The sequence below is a fragment of the Arthrobacter sp. StoSoilB22 genome (genome assembly GCF_019977315.1).
Lineage (GTDB): Bacteria > Actinomycetota > Actinomycetes > Actinomycetales > Micrococcaceae > Arthrobacter.
Map to the genome: position 1 here is coordinate 405,328 of NZ_AP024652.1, position 17,230 is coordinate 422,557.

A 17,230-nucleotide genomic window follows, 5' to 3' on the forward strand; every position below is an offset into this window, starting at 1 on the left:
GGCATCCCAGACACCGATCAATGCATTCGCGCTGGTGATTGACTCTCCGAGGGTGCACGCTTGAGTACGGGATACCGGACAGCGGTACCTGTATACACCGGAATAATCCCGCAAGCAGCCCGAGCAGCGAGGAACCATGACAACCACGCCAACCGCACCAGGCAAAGCCACGTCCAAAGTCCCGGCGGCCGAAAATACGCTGCGGATTTTGAAACTGTTGGCTTCGCGCCGCGGTCCCATGGCGGCGTCGAACATTGCCACCGCGCTCGGCCTGCCGCGATCCAGCGTGTACCACTTGCTCGGTGTCATGGAGGCGAACGGGTTCGTCCTTCACCTGCATGAAGAGCAGCGCTACGGGCTGGGCATCAGCGCCTTCGAACTCAGCTCGGCGTATTCGCGCCAGGAACCCTTGTCCCGGCTGGGCCGGCCGATGCTCGCCGCCCTGGTGGACGTGATCGGCGAGAGCGCGCACTTGGCGGTGCTTCACGGCCGTGACGTGCTCTACATTGTGGAGGAACGCGCCAAGAACCGCCCCAGCCTGGTGACCGACGTCGGGGTCCGCCTGCCCAGCCATCTCACGGCGTCGGGCCGCGCGATCCTGGCCGCCCTGCCAAAGTCGCAGGTTCGTGCGCTGTATCCGAATGCCGCCGCCTTCACTTCGCGACATGAGGTGGAGTTCCCCATCATGAAGTATTCGGCGTTGTCGTCGCACTTGGACCAGGTCCGGCAGCGCGGCTACGCCACGGAAAACGGCGAAATCACGCCGGGATTCTGCTCCATCGCCGCCGCAGTAACGGACCATGTTGGATGGCCGACGGCGGCAGTCGCCGTCACGTTCCTCGAGGACAAAGTGCCGGCTGAGCAATGGCCGGTCCTTGCCGCGCGCATTCGGAAAGCGGCGGACGAACTATCGGTGCGGATCCACGGGCGGCCTGGAGCCTAACCTGGCGCTAGCTTCGCCCCGTGGCTTCCTTCTCCACGAGTTTGCGGAAGGTCTCCAGTTCACCTTTGAAGCTGCCCTTGTAGGAGCCCATGGCGAATAGCCGCCCGAAAATGGCGGCGACGAATCCGCGGGTCACGAACTCCTGCCGGATACGGGTACCGTCGCCCTCGGCCGCAAACCGCACATCTGACTCGCCCTTGAGGATCGCATTGCCGAACCGCGTGCGGATGTGCCAAGGCCGTTCCACTGCGAGGATTTCGGTGGGGCTTTTCATCCTGCCGAACCACACCGTGTAGCGGCTGCCTGCCTCATCCATTGAACCGACGCGGTCAGTCACCCGGGTGACCCCACCGATCCACTCCTTGAACCGGTCCAGGTCTGTCCACATTGCGAAAACCCGCTCAGGCGGTGCCGCGACGAGCGTTGTTACCCGGTAGGTTCCCATGGGTCCAGCATGCGCTCATTGTGGCGTAAATGCGAGAGGTTGGAGATGTCTGTAATCCCGGACGGTGCCACTCCAAAAGCCGTTCCGGCCGCGTGATAAAGGGGCTTTAGTAGAAGCAGAAGATCTTTCCACCACCTACTTCCCACAGACGAAGGAGTCACCATGGCACCCGCCGATTTCACCACTGGTGCCCGTCCGGTCAAGGCCGCCCGGGGTACTGAACTCACTGCCAAGTCGTGGCAGACCGAAGCTCCGCTGCGGATGCTGATGAACAACCTTGATCCTGAGGTCGCTGAGCGTCCGGACGATCTTGTGGTCTATGGCGGAACTGGCCGTGCAGTCCGGTCCTGGGCCGCGTTTGATGCGATCACCCGGACCCTGGAAACCATGGAGAAGGACGAGACCCTCCTGGTGCAGTCGGGCAAGCCGGTGGGTGTGTTCCGCACCCACGAATGGGCTCCCCGTGTGCTGCTGGCCAACTCCAACCTGGTGGGGGATTGGGCAACGTGGCCCGAGTTCCGCCGCCTCGAAGCCGAGGGCCTCATGATGTACGGCCAGATGACCGCTGGCTCCTGGATCTACATCGGGACCCAGGGCATCCTGCAGGGCACGTACGAAACTTTTGCCGCCGTCGGAAACAAGCTCGCTGCGGAAGGGCGCCACCCGGCGCCTGCTGCTGAAGGCTCAAACGAAGGTCCGTTGGCGGGGACGCTGACCCTGACCGGTGGTTGCGGTGGCATGGGCGGCGCGCAGCCGCTGGCCGTCACGCTGAACGATGGCGCCTGCTTGATTGTCGACGTCGACGAAACCCGCCTGCGTCGCCGCGCCGGCAAGCGCTACCTGGACGAGGTCGAACCGGACCTGGATACCGCGATCGCGAAGGTCCAGAAGGCCAAGGAGGAACGCCGGGGCTGGTCTGTTGGCTACGTCGGTAACGCTGCAGAGGTGTTCCCGGAGCTGCTCCGCCGCCACAAGGCCGGGGAGATCACCTTCGATGTGGTCACCGACCAGACCTCCGCGCATGACCCCCTCTCCTACCTGCCCGAGGGCATCACGGTAGCCGAGTGGCACACCGAAGCCGAAGCTGACCCGGAAGGGTTCACTAAGAAGGCCCAGGCTTCCATGGCCCGCCACGTACAGGCCATGGTGGAGTTCCAGGATGCCGGCGCCGAAGTTTTCGATTACGGCAACTCCATCCGTGACGAGGCCCGCAAGGGCGGTTACGAGCGTGCGTTCGAGTTCCCCGGCTTCGTCCCGGCCTACATCCGTCCGCTGTTCTGCGAGGGCCTCGGCCCGTTCCGCTGGGTTGCCCTGTCCGGTGATCCGGAGGACATTGCAGTGACTGACAAGGCCATCAAGGAACTGTTCCCGGAAAACAAGCACCTGCACAAGTGGCTCGACGCCGCGGCGGACCGGGTGGAGTTCGAAGGCCTGCCGGCACGTATCTGCTGGCTCGGTTATGGCGAACGCGCCAAGGCCGGCCTGCTGTTCAACCAGTTGGTGAAAGAGGGCAAGGTCAAGGCTCCCATCGTAATCGGCCGCGACCACCTGGACTCCGGGTCCGTGGCCTCCCCGTACCGGGAAACCGAATCCATGGCTGACGGCTCGGATGCGATTGCTGACTGGCCGCTGCTCAACGCCCTGATCAACACCTCCTCCGGTGCCACCTGGGTATCGATCCACCACGGCGGCGGTGTCGGCATCGGCCGGTCCCTGCACGCCGGACAGGTCTCCGTCGCTGACGGCACCGACCTGGCCGCGGAGAAACTTGAACGGCTCCTGACCAACGACCCCGGCATGGGCGTCATTCGCCACGTCGACGCCGGTTACGACCGCGCCGTCGAGGTCGCCAACGAACGCGGCGTCCGTATTCCTATGAACGAAGGCAAGTAAGTGACTATCACTACCCATGAACCCCTCACCGTCACCCTCGGCTCCAGCGGCGTAACCCCGGAAGACGTCGTCGCCGTCGCCCGCCACGACGCCAAGGTGACCATCTCCCAGGATGCCCTGGACACCGTGGCCAAGGTCCGTGCCCACATTGATGACCTGGCCACCAGCGATGTCCCCGCCTACGGCATCTCCACAGGCTTTGGCGCCCTGGCAAACCGCCACATTCCCAACGATCTCCGCACCCAGCTGCAGAAGTCGCTGATCCGCAGCCACGCTGCTGGCATGGGCCCGGCTGTTGAACGCGAAGTGGTCCGCGGCATCATGTTCCTCCGCGCCAAGACCCTGGCATCGGGCCGCACGGGTGTTCGTCCGGTGGTCTTGCAGACCATGGTGGACGTGCTCAACGCCGGCATCACCCCGCTGGTCCGCGAGTTCGGTTCGCTGGGCTGCTCCGGCGATCTTGCGCCGCTGTCACACTGCGCCTTGGTCCTCATGGGTGAAGGCGAAGCTACGGGTCCCGACGGCGAACTGTACGGAACCGCTGGCCAGCCGCCGGTTGCTGAGCTGCTCGCGCAGCACGGCATCGAGCCGGTCACCCTCGCCGAGAAGGAGGGCCTGGCCCTCGTCAACGGCACTGAAGGCATGCTCGGCATGCTGCTGATGGCCATCGCTGATATCCGCTTGTTGCTTGCGACGGCGGACGTCACCGCGGCGCTCAGTGTCGAGGCCCTGTTGGGTACAGACCAGGTGTTCCTGCCGGAGCTTCACGCAGCACTGCGGCCGCACCCCGGCCAGGCCGCCAGCGCGGACAACATGCTCCGGGTACTTTCCAACTCGCCCATCGTGGCCTCGCACCGGATCAACGACACCAAGGTTCAGGATGCATATTCACTGCGTTGCGCACCTCAGGTCGCCGGCGCTGTCCGCGACACCGTGGACCATGCAGCGCTGGTGGCTTCCCGCGAACTCGCCGCAGCGATCGACAATCCTGTGGTCCTCCCGGATGGCCGCGTCACGTCCAACGGCAACTTCCACGGCGCACCCGTGGCGTACGTCCTGGACTTCCTGGCTATCGCCGTCGCGGACCTCAGCTCCATCGCCGAGCGCCGTACGGACCGCATGCTGGACCCGGCCCGCTCACACGGTCTCCCGGCGTTCCTCGCTGCGGATCCCGGCGTGGACTCCGGCCTGATGATTGCCCAGTACACGCAGGCCGGCCTCGTCTCGGACAACAAGCGGCTGGCCGTTCCGGCATCCGTGGACTCCATCCCGAGCTCCGCCATGCAGGAAGACCACGTATCCATGGGCTGGCACGCTGCCCGGAAGCTGCGCAAGGCCGTGGAGAACCTCCGCCGGGTGCTCGCCGTCGAGCTTGTCACCAGCGCCCGCGCCATTGACATGCGGACGCAGTTGTCCGACGGCGAACTCACCCCGGGGCCTGCCGGCACGGCCGTGCTTGAGGTGCTTCGTGACGTGGTTCAGGGCCCGGGCACCGATCGGTTCCTGTCGCCGGAACTGGAAGCGGCTGACCGTTTGGTTGGCTCCGGTGCGGTCCGTGCGGCCGCCGAATCCGCCGTCGGGATTTTGGCCTGACGTCGATAAAAACGCTCATTTGATGGGCATATTTGTCACGTCCCGGTCTTTGTTCGCAACGCAATCACCGGGGCGTGGCAAATGTAGTAGAACTTATGGTGTACGTCACGTCCACGCCAACGATGTCGTGGGCTTGACGGTCAACCGTTCAATAACTCAATACACAACAGAGAACATCCACAAAGGGGTAGAAGTTCAATGAAGGCACGCGGAGCAGTCCTGTCCAGGCGAAGCGCTCACACGGCTACGGTTACCGACTGGAAGACGCTGAAAGTTGGCGAGCGGGTGGAAGTGGTCAAGTACGCCCACGTGATCGCCGCCGGTCTGATCGAGGAAGTATCCAGCAGCGGCAACGTGGTGTGGCTTGAGCACTCCGGGCCGGGCGTTACCGAAGAGGGCAAGGAACTGTTCATGAAGTCCGACGGCGTCACTCTCCGCCGGGCGTAGGCGGCAGTTCCGCCCGAGGTACTTGTTTAACAGAAACCGGGGCTCGTTCCCTTCCGCGGGTAGTAGATGCGGAAAGGAACGGGCCCCGGTTTTTGGCGTCGCTGCCCCGGAAATACGTTGGGGGTATCAGGCAGCGATAACTTCGCGGGTCTGACCGAAGGGAACGGATTCGTCCAGAGCCACGGTGTAGGTGCCGGGCTCGTGCCGGGTCACCAGAATTCCACAGCTAGCATCCGCTGCTGCGCCTTCGATCAGGGCATCCACGGCGCGGTCGAGTCCGTCGTGGATCTCGTCTGCCTTCGAAAAGGACAGGCGAATTTCGCGTTCTGCAGTCATTGCAGGGGTCATTGGGGGCCTCCTATTACGTGCCGCATGCGAGGGCGACCCATCAATCATAGTTGCCGGACCTGAAAATTTGTAAGATGACCGGCAGGCGAGTGACGTGGGTCTCCGCCTGAAGTCCGCCTTGGTGACATCTCGCGAAGGGGGGGCGCCCTCTTGAACCCATGGACGTGGTGGCGGGATTCGAACCCGCGTACGCTGCTTTGCAGGCAGCTCCCTGGCCTCTTGGGTACACCACGTGCAAACGACACTAGGTGCCTGAACGCGGGCCGGGCAAAGTTGGTGTCCCCGCCTTTCGCAGGGCTACGAACCGTTGCTAAAGGTTGCTGCCCGTGAAGCCGTAAGCATCGTAAAAGGCTCATTACGAAGCAAAATCGCGTGCTCGTTGGGAGTCTCACTGGGTAAGTGGAAAACCGAGATCGGCGCGTCCGCCTGGTCCACCCTCCCGATGGTTGTTTAAAGACTTTGGGTTGCCCGCCCGAGCGGCCTATCACGTTTCGGTGCCGCCAGCTTTGAAACTCCCGCAGCAAGGAGCAGCGTCAGGATGGCAGCAGCCATGTGCGTGTAGAGAAGGAGATGAACGTTGCCCCCGCTGGCGGCTGCCCCGGCGGGCACGCCCGCCAGGTCCTGGCCGCCGTGCAGGTGATCCAGTACGCCGTTGCCGGGGAAGTAGCCCCCGAACGCGGCAAAGCCGAAGTGAAGGAGTTGCTGCGCCACCCCGGACGCCAGCAGCAACAGCAGAGGCCCGTGGATCCAACGGGCCATGACCTGGGCAGCCAACGCACCGATGGCGGCGAAGGCCACGAGGACGGGGATGGCCGGAGCGCTTCCGCCGGCCACCATGTGCGCTGCAAGTCCCAGGGCCACAGCCACCGGCCCGGCTACCCAAGCCCACTTGTCCTGCACAGGAGTTGCGCTCATTGCCGTCCTTCCCTCCCCACAGGCTAAGTGGAAGAGGAAGGCTGGAAAAGGGGCGGGGAAAATCTAGGCAAGCAAAGTGTTGACTAAGCGGGCCGCAACCTTCGCGGTCCTGGAATCGATGTCGAACTCCGGATTCAACTCTGCGACGTCCACGTGGAGCAGCTTTCCGCTCGTAGCAACCTGCCGGCAGATGGCGCCGATCACCGGCAGCGGCACGCCATAAGCAGCGGGGGCACTCACTCCGGGCGCCACCGACGCCGGCATTACGTCCAAATCGATGGTCAGGTACAGCACATCAACGCCGGCCAGGAAATCAGCAACGAACACTTCCACGGCTTCCGGCGTGCAGAGCTCATCAAGGAGGTACTTCACGCCCAGCCGGTTGGCCGTATCGAAGAGCGTTCGTGTGTTGTTCGGCTCTGAAATTCCGACGACGGCGTACTGCAGTTGGCGCCCAGCGGCAGCTTCCGCGTGGGCCATCTGCAGGAACGGCGTCCCCGAGCTCGGCGTGGGTTCGTCGCGCAGGTCAAAGTGGGCGTCCAGGTTCAGCACACCCACGCGCTTGCCTCGAACAGCGTCAGAACCGGCTACGCCAAGGTAGCTGGCAAACGCGGTTTCGTGGCCTCCGCCCAGCACCACGGTGAGGTTGCCGGCGTCGAGCAGTCCCGAAATGGCGTGCCCGGCGCGCTCTTGGCCAGCCTCAAGTGAGTCGTCCTCCACAACCACATCACCGGCGTCGAACACGTCGCGGTCAAGGTGGAAAGCCAGCGGACCCAGAGCCGCACGGATGGCGGCTGGTGCGGCGGCGGCGCCCACACGGCCCTTGTTGCGGAGGACGCCGGCGTCGCTGCAGAAACCAAGCACGACGGCGGGGCGCGAGGCTGCTGCGGTGCCGGAAACGGTGTGGGGTGCTACAGCTTGCCACCAGCGGCGGTGCTCGGCGCCGTCCCCATCAAAGCGGCCGGTCCACGGTGTGGGATTGACGTCAACGGTGGGGGCGCTTGTTTCCATGCTTCCAGCACACCCGACGCGGGGCCCAAAAACCAGTGACCCAGCGCCGGGAGTGTCTGAAATCCCGGACTGGGCTACTTGACGCCCAGCAGCTCTTCCACGGTTCCGATGCCGAAGAACAGCAGGAAGGCAGCAGCCACAGCCCACATCAGCGGGTGGACTTCGCGGGCGCGGCCCTGGAAGGTGCGGATCAGGACGTAGGAGATGAAGCCGGCGCCGAGGCCGTTGGCAATCGAGTAGGTGAACGGCATGAGCGCGATGGTCAGGAACGCGGGAATTCCGACGCCCCAGTCCTGCCAGTCGATCTTGCCCACCTGGGAGACCATCATGAAGCCCACCACTACCAGGGCGGGGGCCACGGCCTCGAACGGCACCAGGTTGATCAGGGGAGTGAAGAACATGGCAACCAGGAAGAGTGCGCCGGTGACGATCGAGGCGAGCCCGGTTCGTGCACCTTCGCCGATTCCTGCACCGGACTCCACAAAGATCTGGTTGGACGAAACAGAGGCCCCACCACCCACGATCGCTCCGAGCGCGTCCACTTGGAGCACCCGGTCCACGTTGGGGATGTTCCCGTCCTTATCCACTGTCCCGGCCTCGTTGGCCAGGCCCACCATGGTGCCCATGGCGTCGAAGAAGATGCTGAGCAGGATCACGAATGCCAGCAAAGCTGCACCGATGAAACCGAGGTGCTCAAAGGCGCCGAACGGGTTGGCCTTGCCGATCAGGGACAGGTCCGGTGCGCCCCATTCACTGAGCTTGGGGGCCACCAGGGACCAGCCGCGGGGGTTGACGTTGGTGCCGTCAAAGCTTGGGCCAATGTGGAGAGTGAACTCGAGGATGGCAGCCAGCGCGGTGGAAACCACGATGCCGATCAGGATGGCTCCGCGGACCTTCCGGACCACCAGCGCGATGGTGAGGATCAGGCCCACTGCGAATACCAGGGTGGGCCAGCCAAGGAGCTTGCCGTCCACGCCCAGACCGAGTGGAACGGTGGTTCCGGCGGCGTCGGGGATGCGCCGGACGAAACCGGCGTTAACCAGGCCGATGAGGGCGATGAAGAGGCCAATGCCCACAACGATTGCCGTTTTGAGGGCTTCGGGCACCGCCTTGAACACTGCAGTCCGGAATCCGGTCAGCACCAGGATGAGCATGGTGATGCCGGAAAGCACCACGAGTCCCATCATGTCCGGCCATGTCAGCCCGGGGTGCGATGCCACCGTGACTGCGACGAACGCGTTGACGCCCAAGCCTGTAGCCACGGCGAACGGGTGCTTGGCCCAGGCTCCCATGAGGATGGTCAGGATGCCGGCAACGAACGCCGTGGTGGCTGCCACGGCGGTGAAACCCAGCGACGCGCCACTCGAATCGGGTCCGGAGAGGATCAGTGGATTGAGCACCACGATGTAGCTCATGGCGAAGAAGGTCGCGAAGCCGCCACGGATTTCCCGCGAATATGTGGATCCACGTTCGGAGATCTTGAAGTAGCGGTCGACTGCAGAACCTTGTTTAAGCATGAAGGTCTCCGGGGATCGAGGGGGAGTTTGCTCTCAAATCCTATGTTGTCCGGTGCGGGCCCTCCCAACGATTCGCCTAGTCTGTAAGGAAGCCAACACTAGGAGAAACCGCCCCATGCGTACCATCCGCCCGCTTCTGGCCGCCGTCGTCGCTGCTCTTGCTTTTGCTTCCGCCCTGCTGTTTGCAGCGGCACCGGCGTCCGCGCACGACGTCGCCGAGTCCACAGCGCCAGCCAACGGTGCCCGCGTTGCGGAAGTCCCGGCGTCGGTCTCCATTACGTTCAACAACCGCCCGCTCGCGATCGGTTCGGGCGTAACGGTGACGGCCGGCGGCGAGAACTGGGCGGACGGTCCGGTCGAAATCATCGACAACCAGGCCGTTCAGAAGCTCCGCGAGGGCGCCCCTGCCGGCGAGTTCACAGTGGTATGGCGCGTGGTCAGCTCCGACTCGCACCCGATTGAGGGCACCTTCACGTTCACAGCCGCCGCAGGAGGCTCGATGTCGGCGAGTGGTACGGCGGGTGCCTCACCAGCGGCTTCGGCTTCCTCAGCTGCGGTACCAACAGTGGGCACCGCCGCACCAGGGACTGCCGGTAACAATGAGCCAGCCGCCGACGCCTCCCAACCTTTCCCTTGGAGCATTGTGGGGCTGGCTGTTGTGGCTGTGGGTCTCGTAATTTATCTCGCCGTTACCGCACGGAAGAAATTGGCGGCGTCCAACGACTCAGAGGGCGATACTCCCGCGGAATAGCGCGGTTTTCTACGTACCTGCGAATATCTCGAATCGGTTACCGCGACACGCCAGAAGCCCACTTCCCGTTACTTAAATGTGACTTCGGGAGAATCATCGCGTACCGTAGTTCCTGTGCCTGTTCCACGTAGCGGGCACTTCCGGCCTGATTGCCTAGCTCTGCCGCAGTCCGGAATCCGTTCGCAGACAAACCTACGGCAGAGACGGGGAACCCAATTTAGGTCGCTTTCGAGCGTGCCTTGGGGTGAAGTCACGATGCTTTCGCTGAACAGCGGGAGATAGTGGCCGGGTGACTCCCATCCGAATCCGACAGCTAACCTCGCAGGCATCGGGAGAGGCTCTTTCATGTCTTCACGCATTCTTCGCGGCCGTCGTAAGGCGGACAGCGTACGTCCTAATCCGTTCATCTCCATCTCGAAGGCAGTTGCCAGCAACGCTTCAGGCGCTGGTCGTCAGGCAGCTGTTATCGCAGCAGCCTCGGGCCTCGTTTTGACCGGTTCCATTGCTGCTCACGCAGCTGAGACCCCGGTTCAGCGCGATTCCAGCCCCGCAACGGTTGCTGAGACCGTTTCCGAGGCACCCACCAAGGTTGTTACCGCCCTGTCGACGGCTACCGTCAATTTCGAGCGTCCCGCAGTTGCTTCCGTAGCAGCTCCGGTCATCGAAAAGCCGGCCCCCGTTGTTGAGGCCCCCGTAGCCAAGAAGGCAGCTGTCACCACGGCTGCTGCTGCAGCTCCCGTTGCCGCTCAGGCCGCGGTTGCTGCTCCTGTTGCTGCCGCACCTGCACCGGTTGCCGCTGCTCCTGCAGCTGCCCCCGCCGCCGGCGGCGTCAACGCAGCCATGGTTGCTTCGGCTTACGCACAGATCGGTATCTTCCAGGACTGCACCGCCATGGTCGAAAAGGCCCTTGGTTCCGCAGGCATCCCGGTAGGCGACCTCGGTCCCATGCAGTTCATGAACTACGGCAAGGTCGTCAGCGATCCTCAGCCCGGTGACATGATCGTCCAGTCCGGCCACGTTGCTATCTACATCGGCAACGGCCAGGCCATCAGCGGTGGCATCAACGGCAACCAGACGGGCATCCACCCGATCAGCTGGTTGACCGCAACGGGTCCCCTGACCTACGTACGCGCTGGCGCATAAAGCCTCACGCTTCAGTTCAAAGGCCGGTGCCTTCGAAGACTTATGTCTCCGGAGGCACCGGCCTTTGGCGTTAAGTTCTGTTCGTAAAAGTTCAGTGCGGGACGTACGACGGCGGACTTGGCCGGCTTGCGGGGGTGGTAGCGCGTTTGCTTGCGGGACTTCCTAGGCGATGGCGACGCCGGGACCCGCCGGCAGGGCAACCTTGGAGGAGATGGCCTGACCCACTGCCTTGGCTTGCCGCAGCACTTCCTTGGGGGACGGAGTGATGAGGTCTCCGACGCCCACCAGGTGCATTCCTACGGCCCGCATGGCCGCGGCAAGATTCTGGCCGACTGCTATGCCAAGTTCGGCCAGCATGCGCCGTAGCTGGCTCTGGGCGCAGCGTGTCACTACTACGTGGTCTGCCAGGAGAACGCCTTGGGCTGTGTGGATTGCCCACTGGCGAGGATGGGATTCGTGGGGGCCGGATGCGTGGAGCCCGGTCCTCAGGCCTGTGGTTGTCATGCTGGCGGCCACACCGTATCCGATATGCCGTGAGGGATCTGAGCCCAGGAAATCCAAGCGGACAGCGCGAGTGGTGTTGCGAACGTCCAGGTGATGACTGGCAGCGTAGTTCCTCAGGTGGCGAAGGATTTCGTTGCGTTCCTGCATTGCTGCCGGATCTGCGGCGTCGGTGCGTTGGAGCATGCCTGTATGGACGGACGGTCCAGTAGTGGATAACGCGCCGAACCCGTCTACCACGATCGAACCCACGCCGTAGCGGCTGAGTTCGCTGGCAACTGCCAAGCCGGACAGGCCGGCTCCGATGATCACGGTGGTGGTGCGTTCCGTGCCGGAATCAGGCGTGAGTGACACTGCTTGGTTCCTCCTTGACGTGTGTGCCTTTCGGCATCGCGTGGGATCGCGTCCGAGTTCCCCAAGCGGCCGCAAGTAAATGACCGGGGCGTGTGGTGTGAGACACGTTTTCCGGCCATTCGGTGACTCGAACACTACCGAACTTTTTCGGCCATGGATAGCCTCTCCGCCTGCGCGTTTTGTCTCTTCGCCGCGAGCACCCCAGGGGCCGCCGGGAACCGAGCCCTGACCGTTATGCACATAGCCCAATGTCGTCTTGATTCGCCACTGCTGACCGAGAATAGTGAGCATTGGGAGGAGGAATTTCCGGGTTTCTCCTGCCCCGGCTGTTGGCAACAAAACAGTCTGGAAGTTCTAGGCCGGGATCCTCTGGCAGAATAGCCGGAACATCAAGCAGTAGGTGGAGAGGCAGGCCCCCATGGACCAGCACGGAAGACACAGTGAAGAGTCACCGGACGGCCAGGACCAGGTTGTGGAACCTGGTGGCATCGTCGTCGGGGTGGATGGTTCAGAGCACGGTCAGTGCGCCTTGGTTTGGGCCGCACGGGAGGCGGAGCGCCGCCAGCTTCCGCTGCATATTGTCACGGCGTACTCCGTGCCAATTTTCGCGGCCTCCGGCTTGGACGGTGGCTACGCAACAGTTGACGATTCCGTCATCCGCGAAGGCGCTGATGCGATCGTTCGTCAAGCCTTGGACAAAGTCTCCGGATATGCCATTGACGTCGATGCTTCCGTGGAAAACGGTGATGCCGCTGGTGTCTTGTTGGACCTTTCCGAGGAGGCCGCGCTGCTGGTGTTCGGCAGCAGGGGTCGCGGTGGGTTCGTCGGGCGCCTCCTGGGTTCGGTGAGTAGTGCCCTGCCCGCGCACGCCAAATGCCCCACGGTGACGGTCCCGCTCTATTGCGCTGACCGCCTCGGTGAGAACACCGAGGACAAACACATCAAGGCCGAGCACGCCAGAACGGGCCCGCGCACTGTGGAAAACGTGGTTGCAGTAGGCGTTGACGGCTCCGAGCAAGCACGCGTTGCTGTGCTCGAAGCTGCCGAGCAAGCGCAGCGTATGGGAGCCACACTGCGCGTCATCTGCGCTGTTCCGCAGTACAGCGGTTCCCTGGCGTGGGTTCCGGCTCCGTTGGACCGCGATGCCCTATTCGCCGATATCAGGGTCCAGCTTGACGCCGGTGTTGCCTGGCTCAGAAGCCACTTCCCTTCGTTGGCTATTGAGACGGACCTCCGGGATGGCTCGCCCGTTGATGTTCTTGTGGAAACCAGCCGCAGCGTCGAGCTGGTTGTTTTGGGAACCCGTGGCCGAGGCGGATTCGCGGGAATGCTGCTGGGGTCAACATCAGACGGAGTCCTGCACCACGCCAAGGGGCCAGTGCTGGTTGTTCCGGACAGGGATGATCCCCGGCTGGCGGACCGTCACAAGTTTGGACCCATGCTGGGTGTGACCTAGCTTCAGCAGCAGCGGTGGGCCGGAGCTGGCTGGACTCGGGCCCACCTCAAGCGGCCGTCTGCACCTCAGACATCCGTCCGGACCCCGGGGGCCGCCACGGCAGTCAGCTCAACGAGCATGCCAGAACATGTGCGAACTCTGCGGCCGGACCTGGAACGCGTCTACGGTGCTTCATCAGTCGCGGCATGGAGACAGTATCCGGTGAAATGTCCGCGGCCGAGGCCGCGATGGCTGCCCCCATCGAAGGGATCAGCCAACGGCTGCGAGGACTGCCGCGGTTCAACCCGACCCTTAGACCCCGCTGAAAAACAGGTCAGTTTTCGGCGTCTGCCGCTGCCTGCTTGCGGGCGTCCTTCTCGGCGCGCACGGCCTCGGCCTCGTGCTGCTCCTCGGCCTTTTCCTGATGGATGACCTCCGCGAAGAGTTTCTCCATCTCCTTGGCAACTCCCGCGGCGGAGGCCGGGTTCTGGCCAGTTACCAAGCGCTCGTCCACGACCACTTTTTCCTCGAAGACACGGGCGGAAACGTGGCGGGCACCCTGTTCTTCCAATCGGTCTGCCAGGAAGAATGGGATGACCTTGTCCTTGCCTGCGGCCGCTTCCTCGTCGTTGGTAAAGGCGGCCACGTCGCGGCCCTGCACCAGTCGGAAGCCATTATCCAATTCCACGTTCAGCAAGCCTGCCGGTCCGTGGCATACAGCACCCACCAGGCCCCCGGCGTTGTAGACGCTGGCAACCAGGTTCTGCAGCCCTTCGCTGTCCGGGAAGTCCCACATGGTGCCGTGGCCGCCCACCAGGTAGACGGCGTCGTACTGGCCGGGATCAACAACGTCCACGCGTGCGGTGTTGTACAGCCCGGCGCGGGTGGTCTCGTCCTCGGTGAACGCAACCTGGATGGGGTCATCCGTGTCCACTTCGTCACGGGGCGGCTGGCCCCCCTTGATGGAGGCAAAATCGACGAAATGCCCGGAATCCTTGAAGACCTTCCAGGGGTGTGCTGCCTCGGCCACGTTGTAGCCGGTCTTTTCTCCGGTATCGCCGATCTCGGAAACGCTGGTCAGTACCATGAGGATTTTCTTCATGAGATGCTCCTTTTCGTCGGTGTTCAACATTGTGTCTTGCTCATTTGCAAGCTCCATGGAGCCTGCCGGGCACTGCCGGCAGGCAGCACTTCGGCGGCATTCATCAACCTAGGCGGGTCGATGGTCCTGGCAGAAACTGCAGCCAGGTGGGTTGGGGCGGCCGGGACGGGATGGACCCTGAGCCCGTGCACCAGAGGCTGGCCCGGACACTCCGCCCGAAGAACCCCGCGCGACTCGCCGTCGGAAAGCAGTGCCACGGTGGACGGCTGGATGCTGAGCCCAAGCCCAGCCGCTTTCAGGATGGCTTCCTTGGCAACCCACTGACCCATCTTTTCCCGCACATCCATGGCGGCCGCTGTCCCGGGGGAAAGGACGTAGCTATCGAAGCCGTCGAAAAGAGCCGAAGGTACCAGTTCCACGTCCGCACCCACCCTGGCTGCGGCCGGACCCGCGGCCGCCATGACCAAGCCATGGCTGCGGGAAAGGCTCAGCGACATCCCAGGCATCGTCGTCCGCCCGTGGGCTGAACTGCCGCATCCAGGGCATTGGCGGGTGATGTCCAGCTCCGGCGAATCGAGGGCATCCAGGCCGAGCCGGTGTGCGGCGAGCAGGCGAAGCAGTACATGGGACGCCGCATAGTCGCGGCTGTCCGCAGAGGTGCGGTACCGGCGTCGTGCGTCTTTTTCTTCGGAGGTGAGGAAGCGGTCCATGCCGCCGGCGCCGGAACAGGCCGCCTCAACGTCGGCGGAGCGCATGATCAAGTACCCGACGCTGGGGGTCCCTGCCTTGCTGTTCACAGCTTGCTGATGCGCCGGTACTTCATGATCGCCAGGGGCGCGAAGATCGCGATGATGGCAAGGCTGCATGCGACGGCGTAGAGCAGGGCGTTGTCAGCAGGCCACCCGCCCGGCGCAACGAAGCCTGACGGTGCGGCGTTTCCGAAGAGCTCACGCACGGCCGTGGCCACGGACGTCACAGGGTTCCATTCGGCGATGGCACGCAGTGGACCCGGCAAGGACGCGGTGGAGACAAAGGCCCCCGACACGAAGGTGACAGGGAAGAGCCACACCAGGCCAAGGCTTTGCGCGACTTCCACGCTGCGGGCGGTGAGGGCAATCAGTGCCCCGATCCAGGACACCGCGAAGGCGAAGAGCAGCAGGACGCCCAGTGCAGCGAGCAGTTGCAGGGCCCCCGTGTTCATCCGCCACCCCACGGTGATCCCGCACAGCAGGGTCACCGCGATGGAGATGACGCTGGTGTAGAGGTCCGAGGTAGTGCGTCCCAGGATCACTGCCACCCGGGACATTGGCAGGGAGCGGAAACGGTCAATGAGTCCGAGTTGGAGATCTTTGGCCAGGTACACAGCCGTGAAGGACGCGTTGAAGGTCAGGGTCTGGGCGAGGATGCCGCCAATGAGGAAACTGCGGTACTGGTCGCCACCCAGGGAGCCGCCGAAGACGAAGCCCAGGAGAAGGACGAACATGACCGGCTGCACGACGCCGGTGACCAGGGCGCCGGGAGTGCGGAGAACATTGAGCAGGTTGCGGTGGGCAATGACGGAGCTGTCCCGGACAGCGGCAGTGATGACGCTCATGCGGGCACCCCTTGCTTGTCTTCGCTGTTCTGGTGGGGGGTTTGCGTTGAGCCTCCGGTGAGCTGGAGGAAGACGTCGTCCAGGGTGGGGCGGCGCAGGGATGCTTCGGTCACGGGAAGGGACCGTGCATCCAGCTCGGCCAGGACCCGGACCAGCACGCCATGGCCGCCGGGGGCAGCAACGGACACACTCAACGCGGCCTCGTCCACCTCCGGAATGACAACTCCGCCGGTTGCCTCCATCAGCACGGAGGTTGCGCTGCGCAGATCGGCCGCATTCTTCACGGTGACGTCCACCCGTTCTGAACCGGCCCGGTCCTTGAGCTGGCTGGCAGTGCCTTCGGCAATCACGGAGCCGTGGTTGATCACGGCGATGTGGTCCGCCAGCCGGTCTGCTTCCTCAAGGTACTGGGTGGTCAGGAGGACAGTAGTTCCACCCGATACCAGCCCGGCCACCACGTCCCAGGTATCCAGCCTGCCCCGCGGGTCCAAACCCGTGGTGGGCTCGTCCAGCACCACGACTTTGGGCCGGGCCACTACCGCGCCGGCAAGGTCCAGCCGCCGCCGCATGCCGCCGGAGAAAGCCCCGGCCCGTTTGCCGGCCACGTCCGTAAGGCGGAAATCTGCCAACAGTTCATGCGCACGTGCCGTGGCATTCCGGCGGTTCATTCCGTAGAGGCGCCCCACCATGTGGAGGTTCTCAAAAGCCGTGAGCTTCTCATCCACAGCGGCGTACTGCCCGGAGAGGCCGAGGTTGCGGCGGACCAATTCCGGGTCGGTGCGGACCGAGTGGCCGGCCACCCAAGCGTCCCCTGAATCCGGGGTCAGCAAGGTGGTGAGCACCTTGACGGTGGTGGTTTTGCCGGAGCCGTTGGGCCCCAGCAATCCCAGCACCGTGCCTTCGGGGGCGTCCAGGGACAAGCCATCCAAGGCCGTGAACGAGCCGTAGGACTTACGGACATTGTCTACGCGGATCACTGGCTGGCAGCCAGCTCGGCAACCTTGCGGGGCGCCATGTCGGTCCACGTTTGAGACACGTAATCCAGGCAGGCTTCCCGGCTGTCCGGGCCAAACATGGCTACCCACCCCTTGGGTGTGGCCGCGAAGGAAGGCCACAGGGAGTGCTGTTGGTATTCGTTGACCAGGACGGAGAAGGTTGCTGAGGTGTCATCAAACGGGTTCGTCACGGGGATTGACCTTTCGGGTTGTTCCGGCGTAAACAATGCCCCGGGTTCCGGA

At 63.8% G+C, this 17,230-nt stretch carries 18 protein-coding genes, 1 tRNA gene and 1 riboswitch; of the genes, 7 read left to right on the forward strand and 12 right to left on the reverse strand.

Annotated elements, in window-relative coordinates:
* Window positions 1-136: 136 nt before the first annotated feature.
* On the forward strand, window positions 137-943 hold the full coding sequence (locus LDN70_RS01995; RefSeq protein ID WP_142936957.1) for an IclR family transcriptional regulator: 807 nt from the start codon (window positions 137-139) through the stop codon (window positions 941-943).
* Between the two features lie 7 nt (window positions 944-950).
* Here LDN70_RS01995 and LDN70_RS02000 read toward each other — a convergent pair whose 3' ends face one another.
* A complete protein-coding gene (locus LDN70_RS02000) occupies window positions 951-1,388 on the reverse strand; it encodes an SRPBCC family protein (protein ID WP_223941567.1) in 438 nt (145 codons plus the stop codon).
* Window positions 1,389-1,550: 162 nt separating this feature from the next.
* Here LDN70_RS02000 and hutU point away from each other — a divergent pair, with 162 nt between their 5' ends.
* The 3 genes from hutU to LDN70_RS02015 all read left to right on the forward strand — a co-directional run bounded on the left by hutU (window position 1,551) and on the right by LDN70_RS02015 (window position 5,321).
* A complete protein-coding gene (gene hutU / locus LDN70_RS02005; protein ID WP_223941568.1) occupies window positions 1,551-3,281 on the forward strand; it encodes a urocanate hydratase in 1,731 nt (576 codons plus the stop codon).
* Window positions 3,282-4,874, forward strand: a complete 1,593-nt coding sequence (hutH, locus tag LDN70_RS02010; protein WP_223941569.1) for a histidine ammonia-lyase — start codon at window positions 3,282-3,284, stop codon at window positions 4,872-4,874.
* 198 nt (window positions 4,875-5,072) lie between these two features.
* Entirely contained in the window at window positions 5,073-5,321 is a 249-nt protein-coding gene (locus LDN70_RS02015; RefSeq protein WP_142936953.1) for a hypothetical protein, read from the forward strand.
* Window positions 5,322-5,447: 126 nt separating this feature from the next.
* Here the strand turns inward: LDN70_RS02015 and LDN70_RS02020 are convergent, their stop codons facing one another.
* The 5 genes from LDN70_RS02020 to LDN70_RS02040 all read right to left on the reverse strand — a co-directional run bounded on the left by LDN70_RS02020 (window position 5,448) and on the right by LDN70_RS02040 (window position 9,112).
* Entirely contained in the window at window positions 5,448-5,669 is a 222-nt protein-coding gene (locus LDN70_RS02020; RefSeq protein ID WP_223941570.1) for a hypothetical protein, read from the reverse strand.
* 159 nt (window positions 5,670-5,828) lie between these two features.
* Window positions 5,829-5,902: transfer RNA gene (locus LDN70_RS02025), tRNA-Cys, on the reverse strand.
* 217 nt (window positions 5,903-6,119) lie between these two features.
* A complete protein-coding gene (locus LDN70_RS02030) occupies window positions 6,120-6,584 on the reverse strand; it encodes a hypothetical protein (RefSeq protein WP_223941571.1) in 465 nt (154 codons plus the stop codon).
* Between the two features lie 63 nt (window positions 6,585-6,647).
* The gene (gene hutG, locus LDN70_RS02035; protein WP_223941572.1) at window positions 6,648-7,595 is read right to left on the reverse strand and encodes a formimidoylglutamase; all 948 of its coding nucleotides are present in this window, start codon (window positions 7,593-7,595) and stop codon (window positions 6,648-6,650) included.
* A gap of 74 nt (window positions 7,596-7,669) precedes the next feature.
* Window positions 7,670-9,112, reverse strand: a complete 1,443-nt coding sequence (locus LDN70_RS02040; RefSeq protein WP_142936950.1) for an NCS2 family permease — start codon at window positions 9,110-9,112, stop codon at window positions 7,670-7,672.
* A 115-nt stretch (window positions 9,113-9,227) separates the two neighbouring features.
* Between LDN70_RS02040 and LDN70_RS02045 the strand changes: the two genes are divergently transcribed.
* Entirely contained in the window at window positions 9,228-9,863 is a 636-nt protein-coding gene (locus tag LDN70_RS02045) for a copper resistance CopC family protein (RefSeq protein ID WP_223941573.1), read from the forward strand.
* A gap of 174 nt (window positions 9,864-10,037) precedes the next feature.
* A riboswitch (cyclic di-AMP (ydaO/yuaA leader) is annotated at window positions 10,038-10,205 on the forward strand.
* Window positions 10,206-10,208: 3 nt separating this feature from the next.
* Window positions 10,209-11,006 (forward strand): NlpC/P60 family protein, encoded by a 798-nt coding sequence (locus LDN70_RS02050; protein WP_142936948.1) that lies wholly within the window; start codon window positions 10,209-10,211, stop codon window positions 11,004-11,006.
* 162 nt (window positions 11,007-11,168) lie between these two features.
* On the opposite strand, the gene LDN70_RS02055 is transcribed toward LDN70_RS02050, so the two are convergent.
* On the reverse strand, window positions 11,169-11,861 hold the full coding sequence (locus LDN70_RS02055; RefSeq protein ID WP_223941574.1) for an NAD(P)/FAD-dependent oxidoreductase: 693 nt from the start codon (window positions 11,859-11,861) through the stop codon (window positions 11,169-11,171).
* Window positions 11,862-12,279: 418 nt separating this feature from the next.
* Here LDN70_RS02055 and LDN70_RS02060 point away from each other — a divergent pair, with 418 nt between their 5' ends.
* Window positions 12,280-13,317 (forward strand): universal stress protein, encoded by a 1,038-nt coding sequence (locus LDN70_RS02060; RefSeq protein WP_223941575.1) that lies wholly within the window; start codon window positions 12,280-12,282, stop codon window positions 13,315-13,317.
* 313 nt (window positions 13,318-13,630) lie between these two features.
* Here LDN70_RS02060 and LDN70_RS02065 read toward each other — a convergent pair whose 3' ends face one another.
* Genes LDN70_RS02065 through LDN70_RS02085 form a run of 5 tightly spaced genes read right to left on the reverse strand, consistent with a single transcriptional unit; the run spans window position 13,631 to window position 17,178 of the window.
* Window positions 13,631-14,398: a type 1 glutamine amidotransferase domain-containing protein gene (locus tag LDN70_RS02065; protein WP_223941576.1), complete on the reverse strand. Its 768-nt coding sequence runs from the start codon at window positions 14,396-14,398 to the stop codon at window positions 13,631-13,633.
* 23 nt (window positions 14,399-14,421) lie between these two features.
* A complete protein-coding gene (locus LDN70_RS02070) occupies window positions 14,422-15,195 on the reverse strand; it encodes a 4'-phosphopantetheinyl transferase family protein (protein ID WP_223941577.1) in 774 nt (257 codons plus the stop codon).
* On the reverse strand, window positions 15,192-15,992 hold the full coding sequence (locus LDN70_RS02075; protein WP_223941578.1) for an ABC transporter permease: 801 nt from the start codon (window positions 15,990-15,992) through the stop codon (window positions 15,192-15,194). The genes LDN70_RS02070 and LDN70_RS02075 overlap by 4 nt, the downstream gene beginning before the upstream one ends.
* Window positions 15,989-16,969: an ATP-binding cassette domain-containing protein gene (locus LDN70_RS02080; protein ID WP_142936942.1), complete on the reverse strand. Its 981-nt coding sequence runs from the start codon at window positions 16,967-16,969 to the stop codon at window positions 15,989-15,991. The genes LDN70_RS02075 and LDN70_RS02080 overlap by 4 nt, the downstream gene beginning before the upstream one ends.
* Window positions 16,966-17,178: an MbtH family protein gene (locus LDN70_RS02085; RefSeq protein WP_142936941.1), complete on the reverse strand. Its 213-nt coding sequence runs from the start codon at window positions 17,176-17,178 to the stop codon at window positions 16,966-16,968. The genes LDN70_RS02080 and LDN70_RS02085 overlap by 4 nt, the downstream gene beginning before the upstream one ends.
* Window positions 17,179-17,230: the final 52 nt, after the last annotated feature.

Bases quoted from the DNA above. Each gene is read 5' to 3' on its own strand.
- LDN70_RS02065 (WP_223941576.1), bottom strand. From the start codon at position 14,398: ATGAAGAAAATCCTCATGGTACTGACCAGCGTTTCCGAGATCGGCGAT.
- LDN70_RS02000 (WP_223941567.1), bottom strand. From the start codon at position 1,388: ATGGGAACCTACCGGGTAACAACGCTCGTCGCGGCACCGCCTGAGCGG.
- hutG (WP_223941572.1), bottom strand. From the start codon at position 7,595: ATGGAAACAAGCGCCCCCACCGTTGACGTCAATCCCACACCGTGGACC.
- LDN70_RS02060 (WP_223941575.1), top strand. From the start codon at position 12,280: ATGGACCAGCACGGAAGACACAGTGAAGAGTCACCGGACGGCCAGGAC.
- LDN70_RS02075 (WP_223941578.1), bottom strand. From the start codon at position 15,992: ATGAGCGTCATCACTGCCGCTGTCCGGGACAGCTCCGTCATTGCCCAC.
- LDN70_RS02015 (WP_142936953.1), top strand. From the start codon at position 5,073: ATGAAGGCACGCGGAGCAGTCCTGTCCAGGCGAAGCGCTCACACGGCT.
- LDN70_RS02040 (WP_142936950.1), bottom strand. From the start codon at position 9,112: ATGCTTAAACAAGGTTCTGCAGTCGACCGCTACTTCAAGATCTCCGAA.
- LDN70_RS02030 (WP_223941571.1), bottom strand. From the start codon at position 6,584: ATGAGCGCAACTCCTGTGCAGGACAAGTGGGCTTGGGTAGCCGGGCCG.
- LDN70_RS02045 (WP_223941573.1), top strand. From the start codon at position 9,228: ATGCGTACCATCCGCCCGCTTCTGGCCGCCGTCGTCGCTGCTCTTGCT.
- LDN70_RS02050 (WP_142936948.1), top strand. From the start codon at position 10,209: ATGTCTTCACGCATTCTTCGCGGCCGTCGTAAGGCGGACAGCGTACGT.
- LDN70_RS01995 (WP_142936957.1), top strand. From the start codon at position 137: ATGACAACCACGCCAACCGCACCAGGCAAAGCCACGTCCAAAGTCCCG.
- LDN70_RS02020 (WP_223941570.1), bottom strand. From the start codon at position 5,669: ATGACCCCTGCAATGACTGCAGAACGCGAAATTCGCCTGTCCTTTTCG.
- hutU (WP_223941568.1), top strand. From the start codon at position 1,551: ATGGCACCCGCCGATTTCACCACTGGTGCCCGTCCGGTCAAGGCCGCC.